Source organism: Roseateles sp. P1_C1_2 (assembly GCF_056406535.1).
The window spans coordinates 122,704-141,438 of record NZ_JBFUAB010000012.1 but is presented as its reverse complement, the minus strand read 5'-3'; the positions used below and the strand labels follow the sequence as shown (position 1 = coordinate 141,438).

Here is an 18,735-nt window from a genome sequence, read left to right as displayed (position 1 = left end):
CGCTTCAGTAGGCGTAGGCAATCTTGCGCAACTGCACCTCGTAGCTGCGGTCGCTGGTGCTCAGCGACGACGAGGTGCTCTTCACGCGCAGATAGACCGCCAGCGTCTTGCCCGTCGCGTTGAAGTAGTTGACCTCGGTCTTGCCGTTGACGATGGCGGCGGCCTTGATCAGCTTGCCGCTGGCGTCCAGCAGCTCCATCGTCGCGTTGAAGGGGAAGATATCCAGCAGCGTCGGCGGGTCCAGCGTCAGCGTGGTCTGCAGCGTCGTCGAGGCGGCCAGGTTGATCGAGTAGATGTCGACGAACTGCGGGTAGGCCGGCTGCAGCGTGCCGCGCACCCGCGCCGGGAACACGTTCAGGTACTGGGCCTGGGCCAGCGTGTCGTTGGGCTCCTTCTCAAGACGCAGGCCCCGCGCCGCGATGATGGCCTGCTCGGCGTCGACGATGCCGGCGCCACAACCCGTGCAGCTGCCCGGGAAGGTGCGCGCGGTGGACCGCATCAAGGAGGCCATGTCCGAAGGCAGCACCGTCGAGTTGACGGCCGCCATCAGCGCGGCCACGCCGGCGACATGGGGCGCCGCCATCGACGTGCCGCGCAGCCAGCTGTAGCCGTCGGCCACCGGGCCGTTCATGCCGGAGTTGGACAGCGACAGCACGTTGCCGTAGGTCGCGTCGCCGCCCGGCGCCGCGATGTCCACCATGTCGCCGTAGTTGGAATAGCTGGAGCGCGCGCCGACCTTGTTCGTCGCGGCCACGGCCATCACATGCTTGCAGTTGGCCGGCGTCTGCTTGGCGACGTCCTGGTTGTCGTTGCCAGCTGCGACGACGATCAGCGCCCCCTTGTTGTAGGCGTAGTTGATGGCCGACTGCGTGATGCTGGCGCAGGCCGCCTCGCCGCCCAGCGACAGGTTCAGGATCAGCGCCGGGTTGGCGTTGGCCGGCACGCCGGCCACCGAGCCGCCCGCGGCCCAGACGATGCCGTCGGCGATGTCCGACGTGGCCCCGCCGCACTTGCCCAGCACGCGCACCGGCACGATCCTGGCCTTGGGCGCCACGCCGGTGACGCCCAGCGCGTTGTTGCCCACGGCGGCGATGGTGCCGGCGACATGGGTGCCGTGCCAGCTGCTGTTCTGGGCCGGCTTGTCGGTGCCGCACTGGTCGGCGGTGACGTTGTCGCCGGGGTCGCTCGCATTGCTGTCGCGGCCGCCGCCGTCGCCGGCGCGGGTGCTGTCGGTGATGAAGTCATAGCCCGGCAGCAGGTTGGCCGCGATGTCGGCATGCGGCAGCACGCCGGTGTCCAGCACCGCCACGCGCACGCCGGAGCCCATGCCGATGTCCCAGGCCTTGGGCGCGTTGATGCCACCGGTCGGGTCGCTCATGTCCCACTGGTTGGCCCAGTTCGTGTCATTGGGCGTGAAGGTGGGACGCATGACGTGGTCGATCTCGACGGACTCGATGCTCGGGTCCGACAGCTGGATGTCGCGCGCCAGCTGGGCCAGCGCGCTGGCCGGCACGCGCTGGGCGAGGCGAATGACGCGGTGGCCCAGTGCGCTCTCGCGATCAAAGGCCACGCGCTGGCCGCGCGCCTCGCTCATGGCGCGAAAGCCCTGCAGCGCGGCCTTGGCCGCCACCGGCGTGCGCGCGCCGTCGCGGAACTTGATGATGAGGCCGGCGGCCTGGGGCTCGGCTCGGCTCATCGCGACCTGGGCCTGAGCCTCGGCGGCGGCAGGGTTCAGGCCGAACAGCGCAGCAGCGACGAGGCTCAGTGCGAAAGTCTTGCGGGTCGAATGCATGAAAGTGGCTCCGTGTTGAAAGTGCCCTCATGCTCGACAGCGCCGGTTGCAGCTGCGCTTCAATGCTGGCGGCGTTTGGTTTCGTTTGTTTCTCAGCGCCGGCCCCTAACTCGCAATTTCGTGGCCCGATGTCATGCAGGCTTCATGCTGCCTGCCTAGCGTGCCGGGCATGCAACCCCAAGGACTGACCATGCCCCGCACCCTCGCCCGCCTCGCCGTGATGGCCCTGGCCGCCACCAGCCTGACCGCCCTGGCCCACGACGGCGATCGCCGCGACGGCATCGCCAGCGTGCAGCTCGGCCCGCGCCCCTTCTTCCTTGTCAACGACATGGCCGACAGCCCGCTGAAGAAGCGGCTGCAGCATTGCGCCGCCACGCGCGAAAACTACCGCCCCACGCTGTTCTCCATCGGCCATCGCGGCGCGGCGCTGCAGTTCCCGGAGCACACCAAGGAGAGCTATGAGGCCGCCGCGCGCATGGGCGCCGGCATCGTCGAGTGCGACGTGACCTTCACCAAGGACAAGGAACTCGTCTGCCGCCACGCGCAGAACGATCTGCACACGACGACCAACATCCTCGCCACGCCGTTGGCGAGCAGGTGCATCAAACCCTTCACGCCGGCCGCCTTCGACGCCGCCGGCAACCTGGCCGCACCCGCCGCCGCCGAGTGCCGCACCAGCGAGCTGACGCTGGCCGAGTTCAAGACCCTGCGCGGCAAGATGGACGCCTTCAACCCGCGCGGCCGCACGGTAGCCGAGTACATGGCCGGCACGCCCAACTGGCGCACCGACCTCTATGCCGGGCCCAGCAGCGGCACGCTGCTGACGCTGAAGGAAGCCATCGCGCTGTTCAAGAAGCTCGACGTCAAGATGACGCCGGAGCTGAAGGCGCCCAGCGTGGTCATGCCCTTCGATGGCTTCACCCAGGCCGCCTATGCGCAGAAGATGATCGACGAGCACAAGGCCGCCGGCGTGCCGGCGCGCGACGTCTGGGCGCAGAGCTTCGACCTCAACGACATCCTCTACTGGGTCAAGAACGAGCCGGCTTTCGGCCGCCAGGCCGTCTACCTGGACGACGCCAACGTGCCGGCCGACGTGCCCACCGCCGAGCAGCTCAAGGCCTACCGCGCCCAGGGCGTGCGCATCGTCGCGCCGCCGCTGTGGGTGCTGCTCGCGGCTGACACCAGCGGCAACCTGCTGCCTTCGCAATACGCACGCAATGCCAAGGCCGCCGGCCTGGACATCATCACGTGGTCGCTGGAGCGCAGCGGCATCCTGGCCGACGGCAGCAACGGCTCCTACTACCAGACCTTCGACAGCGCCATCACCCGCGAGGGCGACATGTTCCGCATGCTGGACGTGCTGGCCCAGGACATCGGCGTGATCGGCGTGTTCTCGGACTGGCCGGCCACCGTCAGCTTCTACGCCAACTGCACGGGCCAGCGCTGAGCCGTGGTGCGCGGCGCCGGGCTCACTTGCTGAGTTCGGCGTCCATCCAGGCCAGGCGTTCGCGCTGCCAGCGCAGCATCTCCCTGACCTCGCCGTCATAGCTGCCCATGGCGATGCGGGTGTACCAGCTCACCCAGTCGAAGATCGGCCACTTGACGAAGTTCTTCTGCTGGCCCTTGGTCATCCAGGCGGCGCGGGCCTCGGCGTAGTTGAGGATCTGCTCGAACTTGCCATCGGCCTTCAAGGCCAGCCAGCGCGCCTTGACCTTGGCGGCGAAGGCCGGGTCCTCGAACAGGCGGGCGAACCACGGGTACTGGCGCAGATGCCAGCCCGCCGTCTTGTCCACGTTGTTGTAGCCAGCGTTGCCGAAGGCGAGGTCGAAGTCCCAGATGGGGCCGAAGTGGAGCTTGCCGTCACGCTTCTTGGCCATGAAGAAGCTCGCGATGGCGCCGTCGACGTTCTTGGCGAACTCGTTGATGAGGTAGTAGTCGATGACCGAATCGACGTCCAGGTATTTGGCATAGCCCGTGGCCGGGTCCTTGAAGTCGGCGCCGAACAGCGCGGCTTCCGCATCGGCAAAGTACTTCTCGAGATAGGCCCGCTGCGCCGCCCACTCGGGCCTGTACATGTCCTCGGGCTCCTTCACGCAGAAGGGCGCGCTGCGCGTCGAATCCACGCAGTACTGCGTGTCGCGCTGGGTGTTGACGCCGTTGACGCAGAAGGTCGAGAACGCCGCCGCATCCGGGTCCCGGCAGTAGTCCTTGTGCATGCGGAAGTCCACCTCGATGAGGTAGCCGCCGGAGATCTTGTCGGGCGCGGTGTCGCCGGCCTTGAGCTCGGGGATGTCGACGCGGTCCTTGGCCACGCGGATCTGCTCCGCCAACTGGTAGAGGCCACGGTACTCGCCGTTCAGCGTCACCTCCACGACCTGGTCGCGCACCGTGTAGGCCATGCCGAGGCTGCGGCTCAGCGAGAAGGCCATGTCGTTGCGCATCAGCGTCTTGTCCGCGTAGTTGGCCAGCAGCACCCAGTGCTTGCTGGACGGCATGCCCGCCAGCGCCGTCGCATTGCCCAGCTTGATGCGATAGGGCTTCTTGGGCCAGTCCCAGGTCGAGTTGCCGCGGCCGCGGATCTCCAGCGCGCCCTCGGCCGCCGCCAGGCCGGCGCCGGCGAGCTTGAAGCTGCCCTTCACATAGTCCTCGCGATTGAGGATGGGGGCAGCGTTGGTGGTCGTGATCTCCAACTGCGCGAAGGACTCCGCCGTGCCGGTGGGGAACCACGCCGGGGGCGGCGCGGGCGCGGGGGCCGGGGCCGGAGCGGGTGCGGGCGCCGGGGTCGGCGCTGGGGCAGGTGCGGGCGCTGGAGCGGGGGCAGGAGGTGGTGGCGTGGAACCGCCTCCACCGCCGCCGCAGCCGGCGACCAGCCATCCGGCCGCAGCAGCGGCCAGCCATTTGTTGTTGTTGTTCTTCGTCATCCCTGCCATCTCCGTGCAGATCCGCCGCGAACGCGACGGCGCACGAGTTTAGGCAGGGCTCGCCGCGCCGTGGTTACGGCTGGGGTACGGGCGCAAGGCCGGGCGAAGGGCTACATTGCACGAGAAGCCCGCACCTCATCCCGGCATGCGCTCCGTCGTCCGCCTCTTGTGCCTCGTCCTCGCCCTGCCCGGCGCGTTCGCGTCGGCCTGCGAGCTGCGCATGACCTGGAAGCATGAACCGCCCTACCAGTACGAGGACGAGCAGCGCCGGCTCACAGGCCTGGAGGTCGAAGTCGCGCGTGCGGCCCTGGCGCGCATGGCCTGCCGGCTGGTCCCCGTGGAGCTGCCCTTCGCCCGCGCGATGGCGGAGCTCGAAGCCGGCCGCATCGACATCGTTCCCGGCGTGCTGGCCCGCCCCGAGCGCGAGCGCTATGCCCGCTTTTCGCTGCCGGGCGTGCGCACGCGCAACCTCGTGTTCCTGCGCAGCGACCTCGGCCCCGGCCAGCGCATCGCCACGCTGGACGAGCTGCGCGCGTCGGACCTGCGCGTGGGGGTGGAGCGCGGCACGGCCTACCGGGCCGAGTTGAAGGCCCGGCTCGCGCGGCCGGGCATGGAGCGCCGGCTGGAGGAGGCCACCAGCCTCGAAGGCCTGCTGCGCATGCTGCAGATGCAGCGCATCGATGCCTTCGTGGCCGACGAGTATTCGGCCAGTTTCCTGGCCCGCCAGCTCGGCCTCGGCTCGGCGATGCAGGCCAGCGCCATCGTCATCGATGAAGACGCGCCGGTGTTCGCCTTCTCGCGGATCAGCGTAAAGCCGGCTCTGGTGGAGCGCTTCAACGAAGCCCTCGACGCCCTGCAGCGCGACGGCACCCTCAAGCGGCTGGAGACCCAGTTCCTGCACCCACCGCCGACCTCGCGCCGCCCTTGAGCGTGGCGGATCAACTCAGCAGCAGCTTGGCCGCCGCGGTCATCGCGGCTTCGTCCTTCAGCACGTCGCCAGGCCGGCTGCCGTCGCCCAGCACGGCACCGCCCCAGCGCATCTTCATGTAGTCGGCGCTGAAGCGCAGGCTGTCCACCAGCGGCGCCGCCAGGTGGGGCGCCTCGCCGCTGCTGGTGGCGCACAGCACATACATCGCCTTGCCGGCCATCTGCGACTTGAAGTCCAGGCCGGGCACGCGCATGAAGGCGCTCCAGTGGTCGAGATAGAGCTTGAGCGGCGCCGGCAGGCTGTACCAGTACAGCGGCGCGGCGACGAGCATGTCCGTGGCCCAGAGGGTGTCCTTCAGGGCACGGCCGAGATCGCCCTCGGGCTCGGGGTATTGGCCGCTGCCCTCGTGGCGCACGTCCACAAAGGGCGGCATGGCCAGTTCAGCAAGACGCAGCCAGCGCACTTCCACGTCGCCGGGAAGGCCTTGCGTGGCCGCGCGGGCCATCAACTCGGCATTGCCATCGGCTCGCGTGCTGGCGAGCAGGACGAGCACACGGCGGGCGGCGGATTCGGTCATGGCAGGCGAAGGGTCTGGGGCAGAGGCCGCATCTTGTCCCGGGACGGCAACCCCTTGCCGGACTAGCCCTTTGGCGCTGGACCCCTCCATCTGCGGGGCGCCCCCAAGTCTTTGGGGTGGGCATGGCCTGCCGTCAGGCAGCCAATGGCCAAACCGCTTTTTCGGGAGACCCCCATGCGCCGAGCTCTCATTGCCTTCGCCTTGTCAGCCCTGGGCTCTGCCCACGCGGCGAGCGTGTCCGTCTACGCCTCGCTGGCAGCCTGGCAGGGCGCCGTCAGCGGCGCCATCCAGACCCAGGATTTCTCCGGCTACGCGACGGGCACCGACCTCACCGGCGTGCAGGTGCTGCCCGGCGTCACGCTGTCCAGCAACATCGGCCCCGTGGAGGTTTTCAGCGCCGCTGACCACCGCGCCAGCGCCTTCGGCCCGCAGCGCGCCCAGGGTGACGGCTACTACCAAGGCCAGTACGCCCTGCCCTTCCTCGCCGCGGCGCTGGACATCACGAGCTTCGAGGCCATCCCGGGCAATGCGTCCACGGCCATCGACGACGGCGTGCTGTCCTTCCTGTTCAGCGACGGCAGCACCCAGAGCATGAACATCTCCGGCAACCCCACCGGCGCGGCGATCTTCATCGGCATCGTGTCGGACGTGTCCATCACCTCCTTGCGCTGGACGGAGGCGCATGAGGGCAACGGCGGCAACGAAGAGACCGGGCTCGACAACCTGCGCGTGGCCATGCGCGCCGTCAACCAGCTGCCACTGCCGGGCACGCTGCCGCTGGCGATGCTGGCCCTGGGCATGCTGCCGCTGCTGCGAAACCGCAGGCGCTGAATCAGACGGGGCCGATAGGCGCCAGCCGCGCCACCTCCTCGTCGGCCCACAACCGGAAGTGGGCGACGAAATGCTGGCCCGAGCCGTCTTCCAGCCCGAAGCTGCCGCTGTTGCCGGGCGCCACGTCCAGCGTCATCTGCAGGCCGGCGAGGTAGTCGCACTGGGCCTCGCTGGCGTACACCGGCACCTCGGCCACTTCGCCCAAGCGGCGATCCCCGGCGCTCAGCTTCAGCTCGTGCACGGCAAAGCACATCGGCGCGCTGCCGGCGCAGCAGCCATGCGATTGGTAGAACAGCAGCTCGCCGTGCCGTCGCTTTAGCTCGCCGATCAAAGCCAGCGCGGCCTCGGTGGCCTGCACGCGTGGAATCAAGGCCGTCATGGTGAGAAGGGGCGACCGAGGCCGCCCCCTGGCTTGCGCCGTTCCGCTCAGAAGAAGCCCAGTGCGTTGGGGCTGTAGCTGACCAGCAGATTCTTGGTTTGCTGGTAGTGGTCGAGCATGGCCTTGTGGGTCTCGCGGCCGATGCCCGATTCCTTGTAGCCACCGAAGGCAGCGTGCGCCGGGTAGGCGTGATAGCAATTGGTCCAGACGCGGCCGGCCTGGATGGCGCGGCCCATGCGGTAGGCGCGGCTGCCGTCGCGGCTCCACACGCCGGCGCCCAGGCCATAGGGCGTGTCGTTGGCGATCTGCAGCGCCTCGGCCTCGGTCTTGAAGGTGGTCACGGCCAGCACCGGGCCGAAGATCTCCTCGCGGAAGATGCGCATATTGTTGTTGCCCTGGAAGAGGGTCGGCTGGATGTAGTAGCCGCCCGCCAGGTCGCCACCCAGCTGGGCTCGGTCGCCGCCGATCAGCACCTTGGCGCCTTCTTCCTTGCCCAGCGCCAGATAGGTCTGGATCTTGTCCATCTGCATGGCCGAGGCCTGCGCGCCCATCATGGTGTCGGTGTCCAGCGGGTTGCCTTGCTTGATGGCGGCCACGCGCTTCAAGGCACGCTCCATGAACTTGTCGTAGATCGACTCCTGGATCAGCGCGCGGCTGGGGCAGGTGCAGACCTCGCCCTGGTTGAAGGCGAACAGCACCAGGCCCTCGATGGCCTTGTCCAGGAAGGCGTCGTCTTCGGCCATCACATCCTCGAAGAAGATGTTGGGGCTCTTGCCACCCAGCTCCAGCGTGGCCGGGATCAGGTTGCTGGCCGCCGCCTGGGCGATGACCTTGCCGGTGGCCGTGGAGCCGGTGAAGGCGATCTTGGCGATGCGCTTGCTGGTGGCCAGCGGCATGCCGGCCTCGCGACCGAAACCGTTGACGATGTTCAGCACGCCCGCCGGCAGCAGGTCGGCGATCAGCTCGGCCATCAGCAGGATGCTGATGGGCGTGCTCTCCGCGGGCTTGAGCACGACGCAGTTGCCCGCGCCGATCGCCGGCGCCAGCTTCCAGGCGGCCATCAGGATGGGGAAGTTCCACGGAATGATCTGGCCCACCACGCCCAGCGGCTCCTGGAAGTGATACGCGATGGTGTTGCCGTCGATCTCGCTGAGCGCGCCTTCCTGCGCACGCACGCAGCCGGCGAAATAGCGGAAGTGATCCACTGTCAGCGGGATGTCGGCGTTCAGCGTCTCGCGGATGGGCTTGCCGTTGTCCACGCTCTCGGCATAGGCCAGCAGCTCCAGGTTCTGCTCGATGCGGTCGGCGATCTTCAGCAGGATGTTGGCCCGCTCGGCCGGCGGCGTGGCGCCCCACTTGGCCGCGGCGGCATGCGCGGCGTCCAGCGCCAGCTCAACGTCCGCAGCACCCGAGCGCGCAGCCTGGGTATAGACCTTGCCGTTGATCGGCGAGATCACGTCGAAATACTGGCCCTCGACAGGCGGTACGAACTTGCCACCGATGAAGTTGTCGTAGCGGGGCTTGTAGGCGATCTTGGCGCCGGCGGCGCCGGGGGCGGCGTAAACAGTCATGGCTTGTCTCCTGCGATGGGTTGAGGCAAGTCCATCAACGCAGAACCCGTGCCAGCACGCACCGAGCCCGCCATGGCCTGCTGCAGGGGCCGCAGCCAAGGGAAATCACCCGCCGGTTGTTGCAGGCTGGAGCAGTTCGGCACAGGAAGGCACACCTCGCCGGGCGCCCTTTCCGCCGCGGCGGCCGGCAGTGCTCCAACGGCCCGCTGTCACAGCACGGCGCAGCCTGTTCACGGCGCTGAACACCGCCCCCGGTGCAACCCTGCGTCCGGCCGGTCGCTGGACCCCGCGACTGCTCCATCTCGCGGCGATTTCGATTGGCATGGAGCTTGCGCCTTGGCAGGCCATCCGCTCGCCGCATCGGCATGGCGGTGCAAATCCATCAACAAAGGAGACAACGCCATGCAACTCAAACCTCTCGCCGCACTGCTGTCCGTGAGCTTGGGCCTGGTGGCCGCCGGCAGCGCCAGCGCCGCCGTGACCGACCAGATGATCGAGGCCTCGTCCAAGTCGGGCCAGGAAGTGCTGTCCTGGGGCCTGGGCACGCAGGGCCAGCGCCACTCGACGCTCAAGCAGGTCAACGTCGGCAACGTGGCCAAGCTGGCGCCGGTCTGGGCCTTCTCCTTCGGCGGCGAGAAGCAGCGCGGCCAGGAATCGCAACCGCTGATCCACAACGGCAAGATGTTCGTGACGGCCTCCTACTCGCGCATCTTTGCGCTGGACGCCGCCACCGGCGCCAAGCTGTGGAAGTACGAGCACCGCCTGCCCGACGGCATCATGCCCTGCTGCGACGTCGTCAACCGCGGCGCGGCCCTGTTCGACAACCTCGTCATCTTCGCCACGCTGGACGCCCAGATCGTGGCCCTGGACCAGACCACCGGCGACGTGGTCTGGAAGGAGAAGATCGACGACTACGCCGCCGGCTACTCCGCCACGGCCGCGCCCATCATTGCCCAGGGCCTGCTGCTGACGGGCGTGTCGGGCGGCGAGTTCGGCGTGGTGGGCCGTGTCGAGGCGCGTGACCCCAGGACCGGCAAGATGGTCTGGAGCCGCCCCACCGTCGAAGGGCATATGGGCTACACCTGGGACAAGGCCGGCGTGAAGCACGAGAACGGCATCTCCGGCACGCAGGGCAAGAGCTGGCCCGGCGACCTGTGGAAGACCGGCGGCGCGGCCACCTGGCTGGGCGGCACCTACGACCCCAAGACCGGCCTGGCCTATTTCGGCACCGGCAACCCCGCGCCGTGGAACAGCCATCTGCGCCAGGGCGACAACCTGTTCTCCTGCTCCACCGTCGCCATCGACGTGAAGACCGGCCAGATCAAGTGGCACTACCAGGGCACACCCAACGACGGCTGGGACTTCGACGGCGTCAACGAATTCATCACCTTCGACCAGGACGGCAAGCGCATGGGCGCCAAGGCCGACCGCAACGGCTTCTTCTACGTGCTGGACGCCGCCAACGGCCAGCTCGCCAACGCCTTCCCCTTCGTCAGGAAGATCAGCTGGGCCACCGGCATCGACCTGAAGACCGGCCGGCCCAACTTCGTGCCCGAGAACCGCCCCGGCGACCCGACCGCGGGTGCCGACGGCAAGAAGGGCAACTCGGTGTTCTCGTCGCCCTCCTTCCTGGGCGGCAAGAACCAGATGCCGATGGCCTACAGCCCCGACACCAAGCTCTTCTACGTGCCCGCCAACGAATGGGGCATGGAGATCTGGAACGAGCCCATCGCCTACAAGAAGGGCGCCGCCTACCTGGGCGCCGGCTTCACGATCAAGACGCTCAACGACGACTACATCGGCGCCCTGCGCGCGGTCGACCCCAAGACCGGCAAGATCGTCTGGGAGGTCAAGAACAACGCGCCGCTGTGGGGCGGTGTGCTGACCACCGCCGGCAACCTGGTGTTCTGGGGCACGCCCGAGGGCTACCTGAAGGCCGCTGACGCCAAGACCGGCAAGGTCGTCTGGCAGTTCCAGACCGGCTCGGGCGTCGTCGCGCCGCCGGTGTCCTGGCAGCAGAACGGCGAGCAGTACATCAGCGTCGTCTCCGGCTGGGGTGGCGCGGTGCCGCTGTGGGGCGGTGACGTGGCCAAGAAGGTCAGCTTCCTGGAGCAGGGCGGCATGGTCTGGGTCTTCAAGCTGCCCAAGTAAACCGCTCGTTTCGTCGTGACGGCGCCGGCCTGTGCAGGCCGGTGCCACGTTCATTCCCCGAGGTTCCCATGCATCCCACCCGCCGCATCTTCATGCTTCAGGCCACCACGGCCTGCCTCGCCTGCCCGGCCGTGGCCCAGACGACCACACCCGTCGACGAGGCCAGCGAAACCGCCGTGGCCCTGGGTTACAGGCACGACACGACCAAGGTCGACGCCGCCAAACATCCCAAGCACCAAACCAGCCAGCACTGCGCCAACTGCCAGTTCTGGCAGGCCAAGCCGACCGACGCGTGGAGCCCATGCGCGATGTTCGGCCGCAAGGCGCAAGTGGCCAAGAACGGCTGGTGTGCCGCCTGGGTCAAAGCTCCGGGGGGCTGAGCCCTAATTCCACGACTCCAGCGCCAGCGTGCGCGAGCCGCCCACCAGCATCGGCGAGGTGGACGGCTCGCTGCGCTCCAGCTTCACCAGGCCCACGCCGCGGCAGTACCACTCCACGGTCGTCAACGGCTGGTCCTTGAAGCCGCTGATGGCGTCGACGAAGACCCGCACCGTGGCGCTGCCGCGCACGCGCAGGCAGGGCGAGAACTTGCCGGCCGGCGTCTGCACCTCGTCGGCCACGGCCTCGATCTCGTAGAGCATGGGGATGCTGGGATGGCTGTGCTTGATCTCGCGCGGGTACTCGGCGGTGCGCATCAGCAAATAGGCCGTCGTCGGCGCCTGCCATTGCGTGCCCACGGCGAACGGCGCCTTCAGCACATAACGGCCCGGCGCATCGGCGACCGGGTCGGCCTGCATGTCGCTCTTGCTGGCCACGCGATAGATGCCGCTGTCGTCCGCTCGCAGCCAGTAGTTGACGCCGCTGTCGCTGCGGCGCTGCCAGGCGGGCTTGTCGTCGAGCACCAGGGTCTCGGAGCCGAGCGTGCGTAGCGTCAGGCTCTCGCGCTCGGACGTGTCGGCGCCGCTGCGCGTGGTGACGGTGTAGGTCCAGCGATGGCCGCTTTCGAGCGGAAACCATGACTGCCCCTCGGGCGCGCGGCTGCAACCGGTCAGGGCCATCAGCGTGAACAGAAGACTGCGTCGCATGCTCATTTTTCCGGTAGTTGCGGCAGCGGCATGTCGCGCAGCTTCACCTGCTGCTCGTCGCTGCCCGGGCGCAGCCAGGCCAGGCCCTTGCGGCCCACCTTGGGCTCGGCCGTGCCCAGCTGGGCGATGCCGTTGCGCACCTTCTTCAGGCCCTCGTTCAGCAGGCCATGCAGGTCCTTGCTGTAGGGCAGCAGATAGGCCCGTGGCTGGGCGGCGGGCTTGCCGTCCTCCACCGCGTTGACCCACACATAGAGGGCCCCGTCCCGCTTCGGCCCGGGTTCCTCGATGACGGCGGCCAGCAGCACGAAGCGCTCGGGCAGCGGGTCGCCGCTGGGCCAGCCCCACAGCGTGTGGACGGCCGCCTCGCCGTAGAAGTAGAAGCTGGTGACGCCCACCACCAGCAGGCCGCGCAGCCAGGCGGGCCAGCGCGAGTGCAGCAGGGCAAGCAGACACAGCAGCAGCAGGGCGGCGAAGCTGAGGATGATGGGCAGGGTCATGACGGTCTTTGCATCAGGCTCTTGGGCAGGGTGTTGACGTTGACGACGCTGCCGTCGGGCAGCAGCGTGAAGCGCACGGCGGTGGCTTCGTCGCCCTGACGGGCCAGCTTGACGGTGCCGTAGAAAACGACGTCGGCGCGGGGGTTGACCTTGATGACGGTGACGGTCACCGGCACCGGCTGGCCGTCGTGCGACTGGTAGTACTGGGCGTTGACCACGTGCTCGCCCGGCACCAGGCCGCGCAGCGTCACCACCTCCTGACGGAAGGGACTCTGGATGCGCAGGCCGTTGATGATGGTGGAGGCGTTGCCTTCGCCGCGGTCATCGCGGTCCAGGTACATCAGCCCTGCCTCGCGCTGGCGGAACCACACCAGGTTGCCGCCGGGGTCCTGCACCCAGGTGTCGATGTCGTTGGGGCTGTTGTCGGGCCAGGCGACGTTGATGAGGTACTCGGCCTTGGACGGCACGTCGCCGGCCTTGGTGGCGCGCGGGTTCATGGCCAGCAGGGCGACGATGAAGCAGAAGACGAAGCCGATCAGCAGGTTGAACAGCATGTCGTAGAAGGGGTCGACCTCGGCCTCGCGAGAGCCTCGTCTCAGGCGGCGCATGACGCACCGTCCTTCTTCAGCGCTGCACGCTGAATGTCGGCGACCAGGGCGTCAGCAAAGCGATCCAGCCTGGTGAGTTGAAGACCCAAGAGGATGTTCCCGACCAGCCCAACCATGGTCGTCAGCAGCGCCACGCCCAGGCCCGCCGTCAGGCTGCGCAACAGCTCCTGCGACTGCGAGGGATCAAAGCTCTGCACCTTGCCGATGGACAGGGCCAGCATCGAGAAGCCGATGACCTTGCCCAGCAGCCCCAGCTTGAGCTGGATGCCGTTGACCCACCAGGCCGTGCCATGCGGGCCGTGGCTGTGCTCCAGCAGCAGGTCGGTCGCCAGGTCGCCGGGCGCACCGAGGTATTCAGCCGCCCAGCAGGCCTCGTCGGCGCGAGCCAGCCGCGGGTCGGCGAGCAGGACACGCTGGCGCTGCAGCTCGCGCGAACGTTGGCCACACCACAGCGTCGAACACAGGAAGACGGCCATGATGACCAGCGTCAGCCCGGTCGGGTCGGCGCCCAGCAGCAGGGCCCAGACGCCGCGCACGCCGAGCAGCCAGGTGCAGAAGGCCAGGCCACCGCACAGCGTCAGCCACTCCAGCCACAGCGGCTCGGCCGGGCGCGATGGGCGGGTGAGGGGAACGGCGCTCACAGCTCGATCACCATGCCGTCATGCGCCACCTCGATGCCCCGCTCGGCCAGCTCGCGGTGCTGGGCGCCGCGCCGGTCGAGGATGGGGTTGCTGTGGTGGACGTGGGTCAGCACCTTGCGCGGTGCCCCGCTGGCCTGCAGCACCTCGATCATGCCGGCGCGCTCGCCATGGCGGCTCTGCGGCAGATGGCCCTTGGCGCTGGCGCTGACGCTGCCCACACCCGCCTCCTGCATGCCGTGTTCGGTCCAGAAGCTGCCGTCGACGACGGCGCAGTCGGCCTGGCGCATCCAGGCCAGCTCGGCCTCGCCGACGTTGGCCAGGGCTGGTGACAGGAACAGCCGCCGGCCGGTGCGCAGGTCCTGCACCTGCAGCGCGATGCATTCGCCCGCGGCTTCGCTGCGCAGGCGGGCATGGCGCGGCGCCTGCGCCGGCACGGCCACGGCGGAGAAGCTCAACGCCGGGAAGCCCGGGATCTCGAAGCTCGCGCTGCGCGTGTCGCCGGCGATGGGCAGCATGCGCCAGCGCACCCGGCAGTAGCTCTCCAGCACATGCAGCAGCGGCAGCTCGGCGGTCAGGTCCTCGAACACCAGCGGCGTGGCGTAGATCTCCAGCTCGCGGCTCTCGCGCAAGGAGAGCAGGCCCGCGACGTGATGCAGCCGCGAGTCCAGCAGCACGACGGCGCGGATGGGCATGTCACCCGCATGCGCCGGCTGCAGCGCCGGCGTGGCGCGGATCTGCTGCGGCAGGTCGGGCGAGGCGTTGATGAGCAGCCAGCCCTCGCCGGGCCGGCCGTCCTGGGAGATGGCGATGGAGCTCTGCGTGCGCGCGCTGGCGTCGAGCTCGCCGCGGCGAAAGGCGCTGCACAGCCGGCAATGGCAGTTCCACAACGGGAAGCCGCCGCCCGCGCCGGAACCGAGCACAAGGAGCTTCATGAGAAGCGTCCAAAGGAAAGACGGGGCATGGGTGCAAGGAGTCGAGTCAATGCACCCATGGGTGCAAGACCCGTGCCTTGCGAAAACACCGCTCCAGGCGGCGTCAATCAGGGGTTTTGCTCCAGTTCGGCACAGCGCAGAACACCTGCTCCCTCGGGAAAGTCCCGGGCCTGGTTTGAGGCCCGGGAACAACGCCAAACGCCTACGCCGGCCGCTCGGCGCTGTTCCAGCGCAGCTTGCGATAGATGGTGTTGCGGCTGATGCCCAGCTGCTTGGAGGCCAGCGAGATATTGCCGCCCACCGCATCCAGCGTCGCGCGGATCATGTCGATCTCGGCCTGCTCCAGCGTGCGCGCGGTGGCCACCGGCTCTGCAGCCGCCGCTACGGGCGGGCGGGCCGGGGATGCCTCGAAGGCCGGCCAGCCCGGCGTCGCCGCACAGTCCTGCACCGGCCGCGGCATGGAGAGAGCCGGTGCCGTCAACACGCCGCCGACAGTGCGCTGCATGTCTTCGAGGAAGTCGTCCGACAGATGGGCCTGCGTGACCAGATGCTCGCCGGCCGACATCACCGCCGCCGTGCGCAGCACATTGGCCAGCTGGCGGATGTTGCCCGGCCACTGGTAGCGGCGGAACATGCCCAGCACCTGGGGGCTCAGCTCCGGCGTGTCCTGCGGGCGCTCGGCCTGCAGGATGCGGCGCACGATGGCCTCGATGTCGGTGCGCTCGCGCAGCGCCGGCAGGCGCAGGGCCAGGCCGTTGAGGCGGTAGTAGAGGTCCTCGCGGAAGGACTGCGCGGCGATCATGTCGCGCAGGTTGCGGTGGGTGGCGCCGATGACGGCGATGTCCACCGCGATGGACTTGGTGCTGCCCAGCGGCGTCACGCTGCGCTCCTGCAGCGCGCGCAGCAATCGCGCCTGCAAGGGCAGCGGCATGTCGCCGATCTCATCGAGGAACAGCGTGCCGCCATTGGCCTGCACCAACCGCCCCGGCGCGCCCTTGCGCCGCGCGCCGGTGAAGGCGCCCTCCTCATAGCCGAACAGCTCGGCCTCGATCAGGCTCTCGGGAATCGACGCGCAGTTGACGGCCACGAAGGGCTGGCGTGAACGGGCCGAGTCGTGGTGCACGGCGCGGGCCAGCAGCTCCTTGCCGGTGCCGGTTTCGCCCAGCACCAGCAGCGGGATGCCCTTGTCCAGCACGCGCTTGACCTTCTGGATGACGGTCTCCAGCTGCGGGTCGCCGGTGCGCAGGTATTGCAGGCCCGAGAAGCGCTGCGCGCCGTTGGCCGTGGCCACGTCGGCCATCACCGCCGGGGCGGCGACGTCGCTCACGTCGGACACCTCGGTCGCCTCCACCGTGTCGCCGCGCAGCCCCGACACCACCGGCCGCGACGGCCAGTCAAAGCGCGCCCGCACATAGAAGCTCTGCCCCGTCGGCAGGCTCAGCTGCATGGGCGGCGACATGGGCATGCGGAAGTGGTCGTAAACGGCCGCCGGCGTCGTGCCGAGCAGGCTGCTCAGGCTGCGCGAGCGCAGCTCCGCGCCGCTGACGCCGAGCTGGTCCAACGCCGCGCGGTTGCCGCCCAGCAGCTTGCCCTCGGGTGACACGACGAGGATGCCTTCGAGCAGGGTGCCGATGAACTCGGGCCGGCTGTGGAAGTGCAGGCGCAGGCGGTTGTTGTAGTCGTCCGAGAGCCAGTGGTTCTCGATCATGCGGGCCGACATGCGCACCAGACCCATGGTGTGCTGGTGGTAGCCGCGGTGGTCGCCGGTCACGTCCAGCACGCCCAGCATGTTGCCGCGCGGGTCGAAGATGGGCGAGGCCGAGCAGGTCAGGAAGTTGTTGGCATGGATGAAGTGCTCGCCGCCATGCACGAGGGTGGGCACCTCCTCGAACAGCGCCGTGCCGATGGCGTTGGTGCCCTTGGCATGCTCGGCCCAGTTCTCGCCCGGGGCCAGCGCCACGCGCTGGGCGCGGATCAGGAAACCGTCGTCGCCCACCGAGTGCAGGATGGTGCCCTGCGCGTCGGTCAGCACGATCATGCTTTCGGTGTTGACGATCTGCTCGTAGAGCAGCTGCATCACCGGCGCGGCATGCGTGTACAGGCGGTGGTTGCGTTCCCGCGCAAGGTTGAGGTCGCTGCGGATCATCGGGTCGAGATCGCATTTCTCATGGCGCTTCAGGCCCAGCGCTTCGCTGCGCTGATGGCTGCGCTCGATGAAGGCCTGGCGTGGCGGCGCCTGTGGCACCGCGCCAACCGGCTCTTCGGTCTGGATGGACATAGAGGCTTTCATGGGACCTGCCTCCGCAGGCTTGTCTCCGGGGTGAGCGGTCGTGGCCGCACTTGTCTTTGAATCATCGTGTCCCAAACCGATCCGGCTGTCCATGACACCGATCAAGCGCGGATCACGCCACTGTTCCAAGTTGGAGCAATCCCGTCCTGGCATGTCGATTGCAGAAAGAAGGCCAAGCCCAGCGGGCGGACAGATCACGACCACAACGGAGACAGCCTCATGAAACCCCATCCCCTTGTCATTGGCGGCATCCTCTGCCTGGCCGCCGTCGCCGCGACCATGCAGGCCTGGGCCCACGGCGACGTCACGCCGCAAGCCGTGGACACCTCCACCCTGCCGCCGCTGGGAGAGGCCTGGCGCCCCGAGAACCCCTACCGCGGCAACGAGGCCGCCATCAAGGTCGGCACCTCGGCCTTCAACCAGAACTGCGCCCGCTGCCACGGCCTGGAAGCCATCTCGGGCGGCATCGCCCCCGACCTGCGCCGCCTGGACAACGACTGCACCACGCTGAAGGACGCCGCCAAGAAGGCCGCCTGCGTGAAGGAGAACGACGACTACTTCCTGAACACCGTTCGCCACGGCCGCAGCCGCAACGGCGCCGTCTACATGCCGCCCTTCGAAGGCGTGTTCAACCAGGAAGCCATGTGGGCCGTGAAGACCTATCTGGAAACGCGCCGGGAGAAGCCGCTGTGAGGCGCCGTGAACTGCTGGCCTGGGGCGCCGCAGCGGCCGCCTGGAGCAACGGCGCCGGTGCCGCCACGCTCGCCCAGGTGCGCGAACGCGGCCGCCTCGTCGTCGGTCTGTACGAGGACATGCCGCCCTTCCACGTCAAGGGCCAGGGCATCGACATGGAGCTGGGCAAGGCCCTGGCCGAGGCGCTGGGCGTCAAGTTCTCGCCGCTGCCCTTCAATGCCGACGAGAACATGAACGACGACCTGCGCAACATGGTCTGGAAGGGCCACTACCTCGGCTACGGCCCGGCCGACGTGCTGCTGCATGTACCGGTGGACCGCCCGCTGATCGACGCCACGCCGCAGGCCACCATCTTCGGCCCCTACTACCGTGAACGCGTCATGCTGGCGCGCCGCGTCGACGAGCTGCCCACGCTGGATGCGCTGTCCCAGCTCGGCAAGCGCCGCGTCGCCGTGCCGGGCCAGACGCTGGCGGGCTGGCTGATGATCGGCGCGGACAGCGGCGCCTACCGCGAGCAGTTGCTGACGCAGTTCAAGGACGGCTGTGAAGCGGCCCGCGCGCTGCAGCGCGGCGAGGTGGCCGCGGCGGCCGGCCTGGCCTCGGAACTGGAGGCGGTGCTGGCCGGGGATACTGCCTACCGCATCGAGCCCCTGCCTTCGCCCCGGGCGCCGCGCGACGGCTGGGCTGCCGGCATGGCCGTGAAGCGCGACGCCACCGACCTCGCCCAGGCCCTGCAGCAAGCGCTCAACGGCCTGGTGCAACAAGGCCGCGTGGCCGAGATCTTTGCCCAACACAAGGTGGCCTGGCGTTCGCCCTGAGCCGAACGACAGCCGCAGGAG

At 68.7% G+C, this 18,735-nt stretch carries 18 protein-coding genes; 7 read left to right on the top strand and 11 right to left on the bottom strand.

Annotated elements, in window-relative coordinates; all coding sequences use genetic code 11:
- Positions 1-4 precede the first annotated feature (4 nt).
- On the bottom strand, positions 5-1,792 hold the full coding sequence (locus AC1D2H_RS13710) for a S8 family peptidase (RefSeq protein WP_478011344.1): 1,788 nt from the start codon (positions 1,790-1,792) through the stop codon (positions 5-7).
- A gap of 190 nt (positions 1,793-1,982) precedes the next feature.
- Here AC1D2H_RS13710 and AC1D2H_RS13705 point away from each other — a divergent pair, with 190 nt between their 5' ends.
- Positions 1,983-3,239, top strand: coding sequence for a glycerophosphodiester phosphodiesterase family protein (locus AC1D2H_RS13705; RefSeq protein ID WP_478011343.1), 1,257 nt, complete (start codon positions 1,983-1,985; stop codon positions 3,237-3,239).
- Positions 3,240-3,261: 22 nt separating this feature from the next.
- Here AC1D2H_RS13705 and AC1D2H_RS13700 read toward each other — a convergent pair whose 3' ends face one another.
- Positions 3,262-4,713, bottom strand: coding sequence for a CotH kinase family protein (locus AC1D2H_RS13700; RefSeq protein WP_477931631.1), 1,452 nt, complete (start codon positions 4,711-4,713; stop codon positions 3,262-3,264).
- Positions 4,714-4,858: 145 nt separating this feature from the next.
- Between AC1D2H_RS13700 and AC1D2H_RS13695 the strand changes: the two genes are divergently transcribed.
- Entirely contained in the window at positions 4,859-5,641 is a 783-nt protein-coding gene (locus tag AC1D2H_RS13695; protein ID WP_477931632.1) for a substrate-binding periplasmic protein, read from the top strand.
- Positions 5,642-5,651: 10 nt separating this feature from the next.
- On the opposite strand, the gene AC1D2H_RS13690 is transcribed toward AC1D2H_RS13695, so the two are convergent.
- Complete coding sequence (locus tag AC1D2H_RS13690; RefSeq protein WP_477931633.1) at positions 5,652-6,218, bottom strand: flavodoxin family protein; 567 nt, start codon at positions 6,216-6,218, stop codon at positions 5,652-5,654.
- Positions 6,219-6,392: 174 nt separating this feature from the next.
- Here AC1D2H_RS13690 and AC1D2H_RS13685 point away from each other — a divergent pair, with 174 nt between their 5' ends.
- Entirely contained in the window at positions 6,393-7,049 is a 657-nt protein-coding gene (locus AC1D2H_RS13685; RefSeq protein ID WP_477931634.1) for a hypothetical protein, read from the top strand.
- 1 nt (position 7,050) lies between these two features.
- Here AC1D2H_RS13685 and AC1D2H_RS13680 read toward each other — a convergent pair whose 3' ends face one another.
- Both AC1D2H_RS13680 and exaC read right to left on the bottom strand, forming a co-directional pair.
- Positions 7,051-7,428, bottom strand: coding sequence for a DUF779 domain-containing protein (locus AC1D2H_RS13680; protein ID WP_477931635.1), 378 nt, complete (start codon positions 7,426-7,428; stop codon positions 7,051-7,053).
- Positions 7,429-7,475: 47 nt separating this feature from the next.
- Positions 7,476-8,999 carry an acetaldehyde dehydrogenase ExaC gene (exaC, locus tag AC1D2H_RS13675; protein ID WP_477931636.1) on the bottom strand — a complete coding sequence of 508 codons (1,524 nt, stop codon included), beginning with the start codon at positions 8,997-8,999 and terminating at the stop codon, positions 7,476-7,478.
- A 402-nt stretch (positions 9,000-9,401) separates the two neighbouring features.
- Here exaC and AC1D2H_RS13670 point away from each other — a divergent pair, with 402 nt between their 5' ends.
- On the top strand, positions 9,402-11,150 hold the full coding sequence (locus tag AC1D2H_RS13670) for a PQQ-dependent methanol/ethanol family dehydrogenase (protein WP_478011342.1): 1,749 nt from the start codon (positions 9,402-9,404) through the stop codon (positions 11,148-11,150).
- 68 nt (positions 11,151-11,218) lie between these two features.
- Positions 11,219-11,530: a high-potential iron-sulfur protein gene (locus AC1D2H_RS13665; RefSeq protein WP_478011341.1), complete on the top strand. Its 312-nt coding sequence runs from the start codon at positions 11,219-11,221 to the stop codon at positions 11,528-11,530.
- Between the two features lie 3 nt (positions 11,531-11,533).
- Here the strand turns inward: AC1D2H_RS13665 and AC1D2H_RS13660 are convergent, their stop codons facing one another.
- The 6 genes from AC1D2H_RS13660 to AC1D2H_RS13635 all read right to left on the bottom strand — a co-directional run bounded on the left by AC1D2H_RS13660 (position 11,534) and on the right by AC1D2H_RS13635 (position 17,203).
- On the bottom strand, positions 11,534-12,235 hold the full coding sequence (locus AC1D2H_RS13660) for a hypothetical protein (RefSeq protein WP_478011340.1): 702 nt from the start codon (positions 12,233-12,235) through the stop codon (positions 11,534-11,536).
- Positions 12,236-12,237: 2 nt separating this feature from the next.
- Entirely contained in the window at positions 12,238-12,732 is a 495-nt protein-coding gene (locus tag AC1D2H_RS13655; RefSeq protein WP_478011339.1) for a hypothetical protein, read from the bottom strand.
- Entirely contained in the window at positions 12,729-13,340 is a 612-nt protein-coding gene (locus AC1D2H_RS13650) for a hypothetical protein (protein WP_478011338.1), read from the bottom strand. Before AC1D2H_RS13650 ends, AC1D2H_RS13655 begins: the two co-directional genes overlap by 4 nt.
- Positions 13,328-13,981 (bottom strand): hypothetical protein, encoded by a 654-nt coding sequence (locus tag AC1D2H_RS13645; protein WP_478011337.1) that lies wholly within the window; start codon positions 13,979-13,981, stop codon positions 13,328-13,330. The genes AC1D2H_RS13650 and AC1D2H_RS13645 overlap by 13 nt, the downstream gene beginning before the upstream one ends.
- Complete coding sequence (pqqB, locus tag AC1D2H_RS13640) at positions 13,978-14,913, bottom strand: pyrroloquinoline quinone biosynthesis protein PqqB (RefSeq protein ID WP_478011336.1); 936 nt, start codon at positions 14,911-14,913, stop codon at positions 13,978-13,980. The genes AC1D2H_RS13645 and pqqB overlap by 4 nt, the downstream gene beginning before the upstream one ends.
- Before the next feature lie 202 nt (positions 14,914-15,115).
- Positions 15,116-17,203, bottom strand: coding sequence for a sigma-54-dependent Fis family transcriptional regulator (locus AC1D2H_RS13635; protein WP_478011335.1), 2,088 nt, complete (start codon positions 17,201-17,203; stop codon positions 15,116-15,118).
- 279 nt (positions 17,204-17,482) lie between these two features.
- Here AC1D2H_RS13635 and pedF point away from each other — a divergent pair, with 279 nt between their 5' ends.
- The gene (gene pedF / locus AC1D2H_RS13630; protein ID WP_477931706.1) at positions 17,483-17,896 is read left to right on the top strand and encodes a cytochrome c-550 PedF; all 414 of its coding nucleotides are present in this window, start codon (positions 17,483-17,485) and stop codon (positions 17,894-17,896) included.
- Positions 17,893-18,714 carry a substrate-binding periplasmic protein gene (locus AC1D2H_RS13625; RefSeq protein ID WP_478011334.1) on the top strand — a complete coding sequence of 274 codons (822 nt, stop codon included), beginning with the start codon at positions 17,893-17,895 and terminating at the stop codon, positions 18,712-18,714. The genes pedF and AC1D2H_RS13625 overlap by 4 nt, the downstream gene beginning before the upstream one ends.
- Positions 18,715-18,735 lie beyond the last annotated feature (21 nt).

Bases quoted from the DNA above. Each gene is read 5' to 3' on its own strand.
- AC1D2H_RS13710 (WP_478011344.1), bottom strand. From the start codon at position 1,792: ATGCATTCGACCCGCAAGACTTTCGCACTGAGCCTCGTCGCTGCTGCG.
- AC1D2H_RS13705 (WP_478011343.1), top strand. From the start codon at position 1,983: ATGCCCCGCACCCTCGCCCGCCTCGCCGTGATGGCCCTGGCCGCCACC.
- AC1D2H_RS13700 (WP_477931631.1), bottom strand. From the start codon at position 4,713: ATGACGAAGAACAACAACAACAAATGGCTGGCCGCTGCTGCGGCCGGA.
- AC1D2H_RS13695 (WP_477931632.1), top strand. From the start codon at position 4,859: ATGCGCTCCGTCGTCCGCCTCTTGTGCCTCGTCCTCGCCCTGCCCGGC.
- AC1D2H_RS13690 (WP_477931633.1), bottom strand. From the start codon at position 6,218: ATGACCGAATCCGCCGCCCGCCGTGTGCTCGTCCTGCTCGCCAGCACG.
- AC1D2H_RS13685 (WP_477931634.1), top strand. From the start codon at position 6,393: ATGCGCCGAGCTCTCATTGCCTTCGCCTTGTCAGCCCTGGGCTCTGCC.
- AC1D2H_RS13680 (WP_477931635.1), bottom strand. From the start codon at position 7,428: ATGACGGCCTTGATTCCACGCGTGCAGGCCACCGAGGCCGCGCTGGCT.
- exaC (WP_477931636.1), bottom strand. From the start codon at position 8,999: ATGACTGTTTACGCCGCCCCCGGCGCCGCCGGCGCCAAGATCGCCTAC.
- AC1D2H_RS13670 (WP_478011342.1), top strand. From the start codon at position 9,402: ATGCAACTCAAACCTCTCGCCGCACTGCTGTCCGTGAGCTTGGGCCTG.
- AC1D2H_RS13665 (WP_478011341.1), top strand. From the start codon at position 11,219: ATGCATCCCACCCGCCGCATCTTCATGCTTCAGGCCACCACGGCCTGC.
- AC1D2H_RS13660 (WP_478011340.1), bottom strand. From the start codon at position 12,235: ATGCGACGCAGTCTTCTGTTCACGCTGATGGCCCTGACCGGTTGCAGC.
- AC1D2H_RS13655 (WP_478011339.1), bottom strand. From the start codon at position 12,732: ATGACCCTGCCCATCATCCTCAGCTTCGCCGCCCTGCTGCTGCTGTGT.
- AC1D2H_RS13650 (WP_478011338.1), bottom strand. From the start codon at position 13,340: ATGCGCCGCCTGAGACGAGGCTCTCGCGAGGCCGAGGTCGACCCCTTC.
- pqqB (WP_478011336.1), bottom strand. From the start codon at position 14,913: ATGAAGCTCCTTGTGCTCGGTTCCGGCGCGGGCGGCGGCTTCCCGTTG.
- AC1D2H_RS13635 (WP_478011335.1), bottom strand. From the start codon at position 17,203: ATGAAAGCCTCTATGTCCATCCAGACCGAAGAGCCGGTTGGCGCGGTG.
- pedF (WP_477931706.1), top strand. From the start codon at position 17,483: ATGCAGGCCTGGGCCCACGGCGACGTCACGCCGCAAGCCGTGGACACC.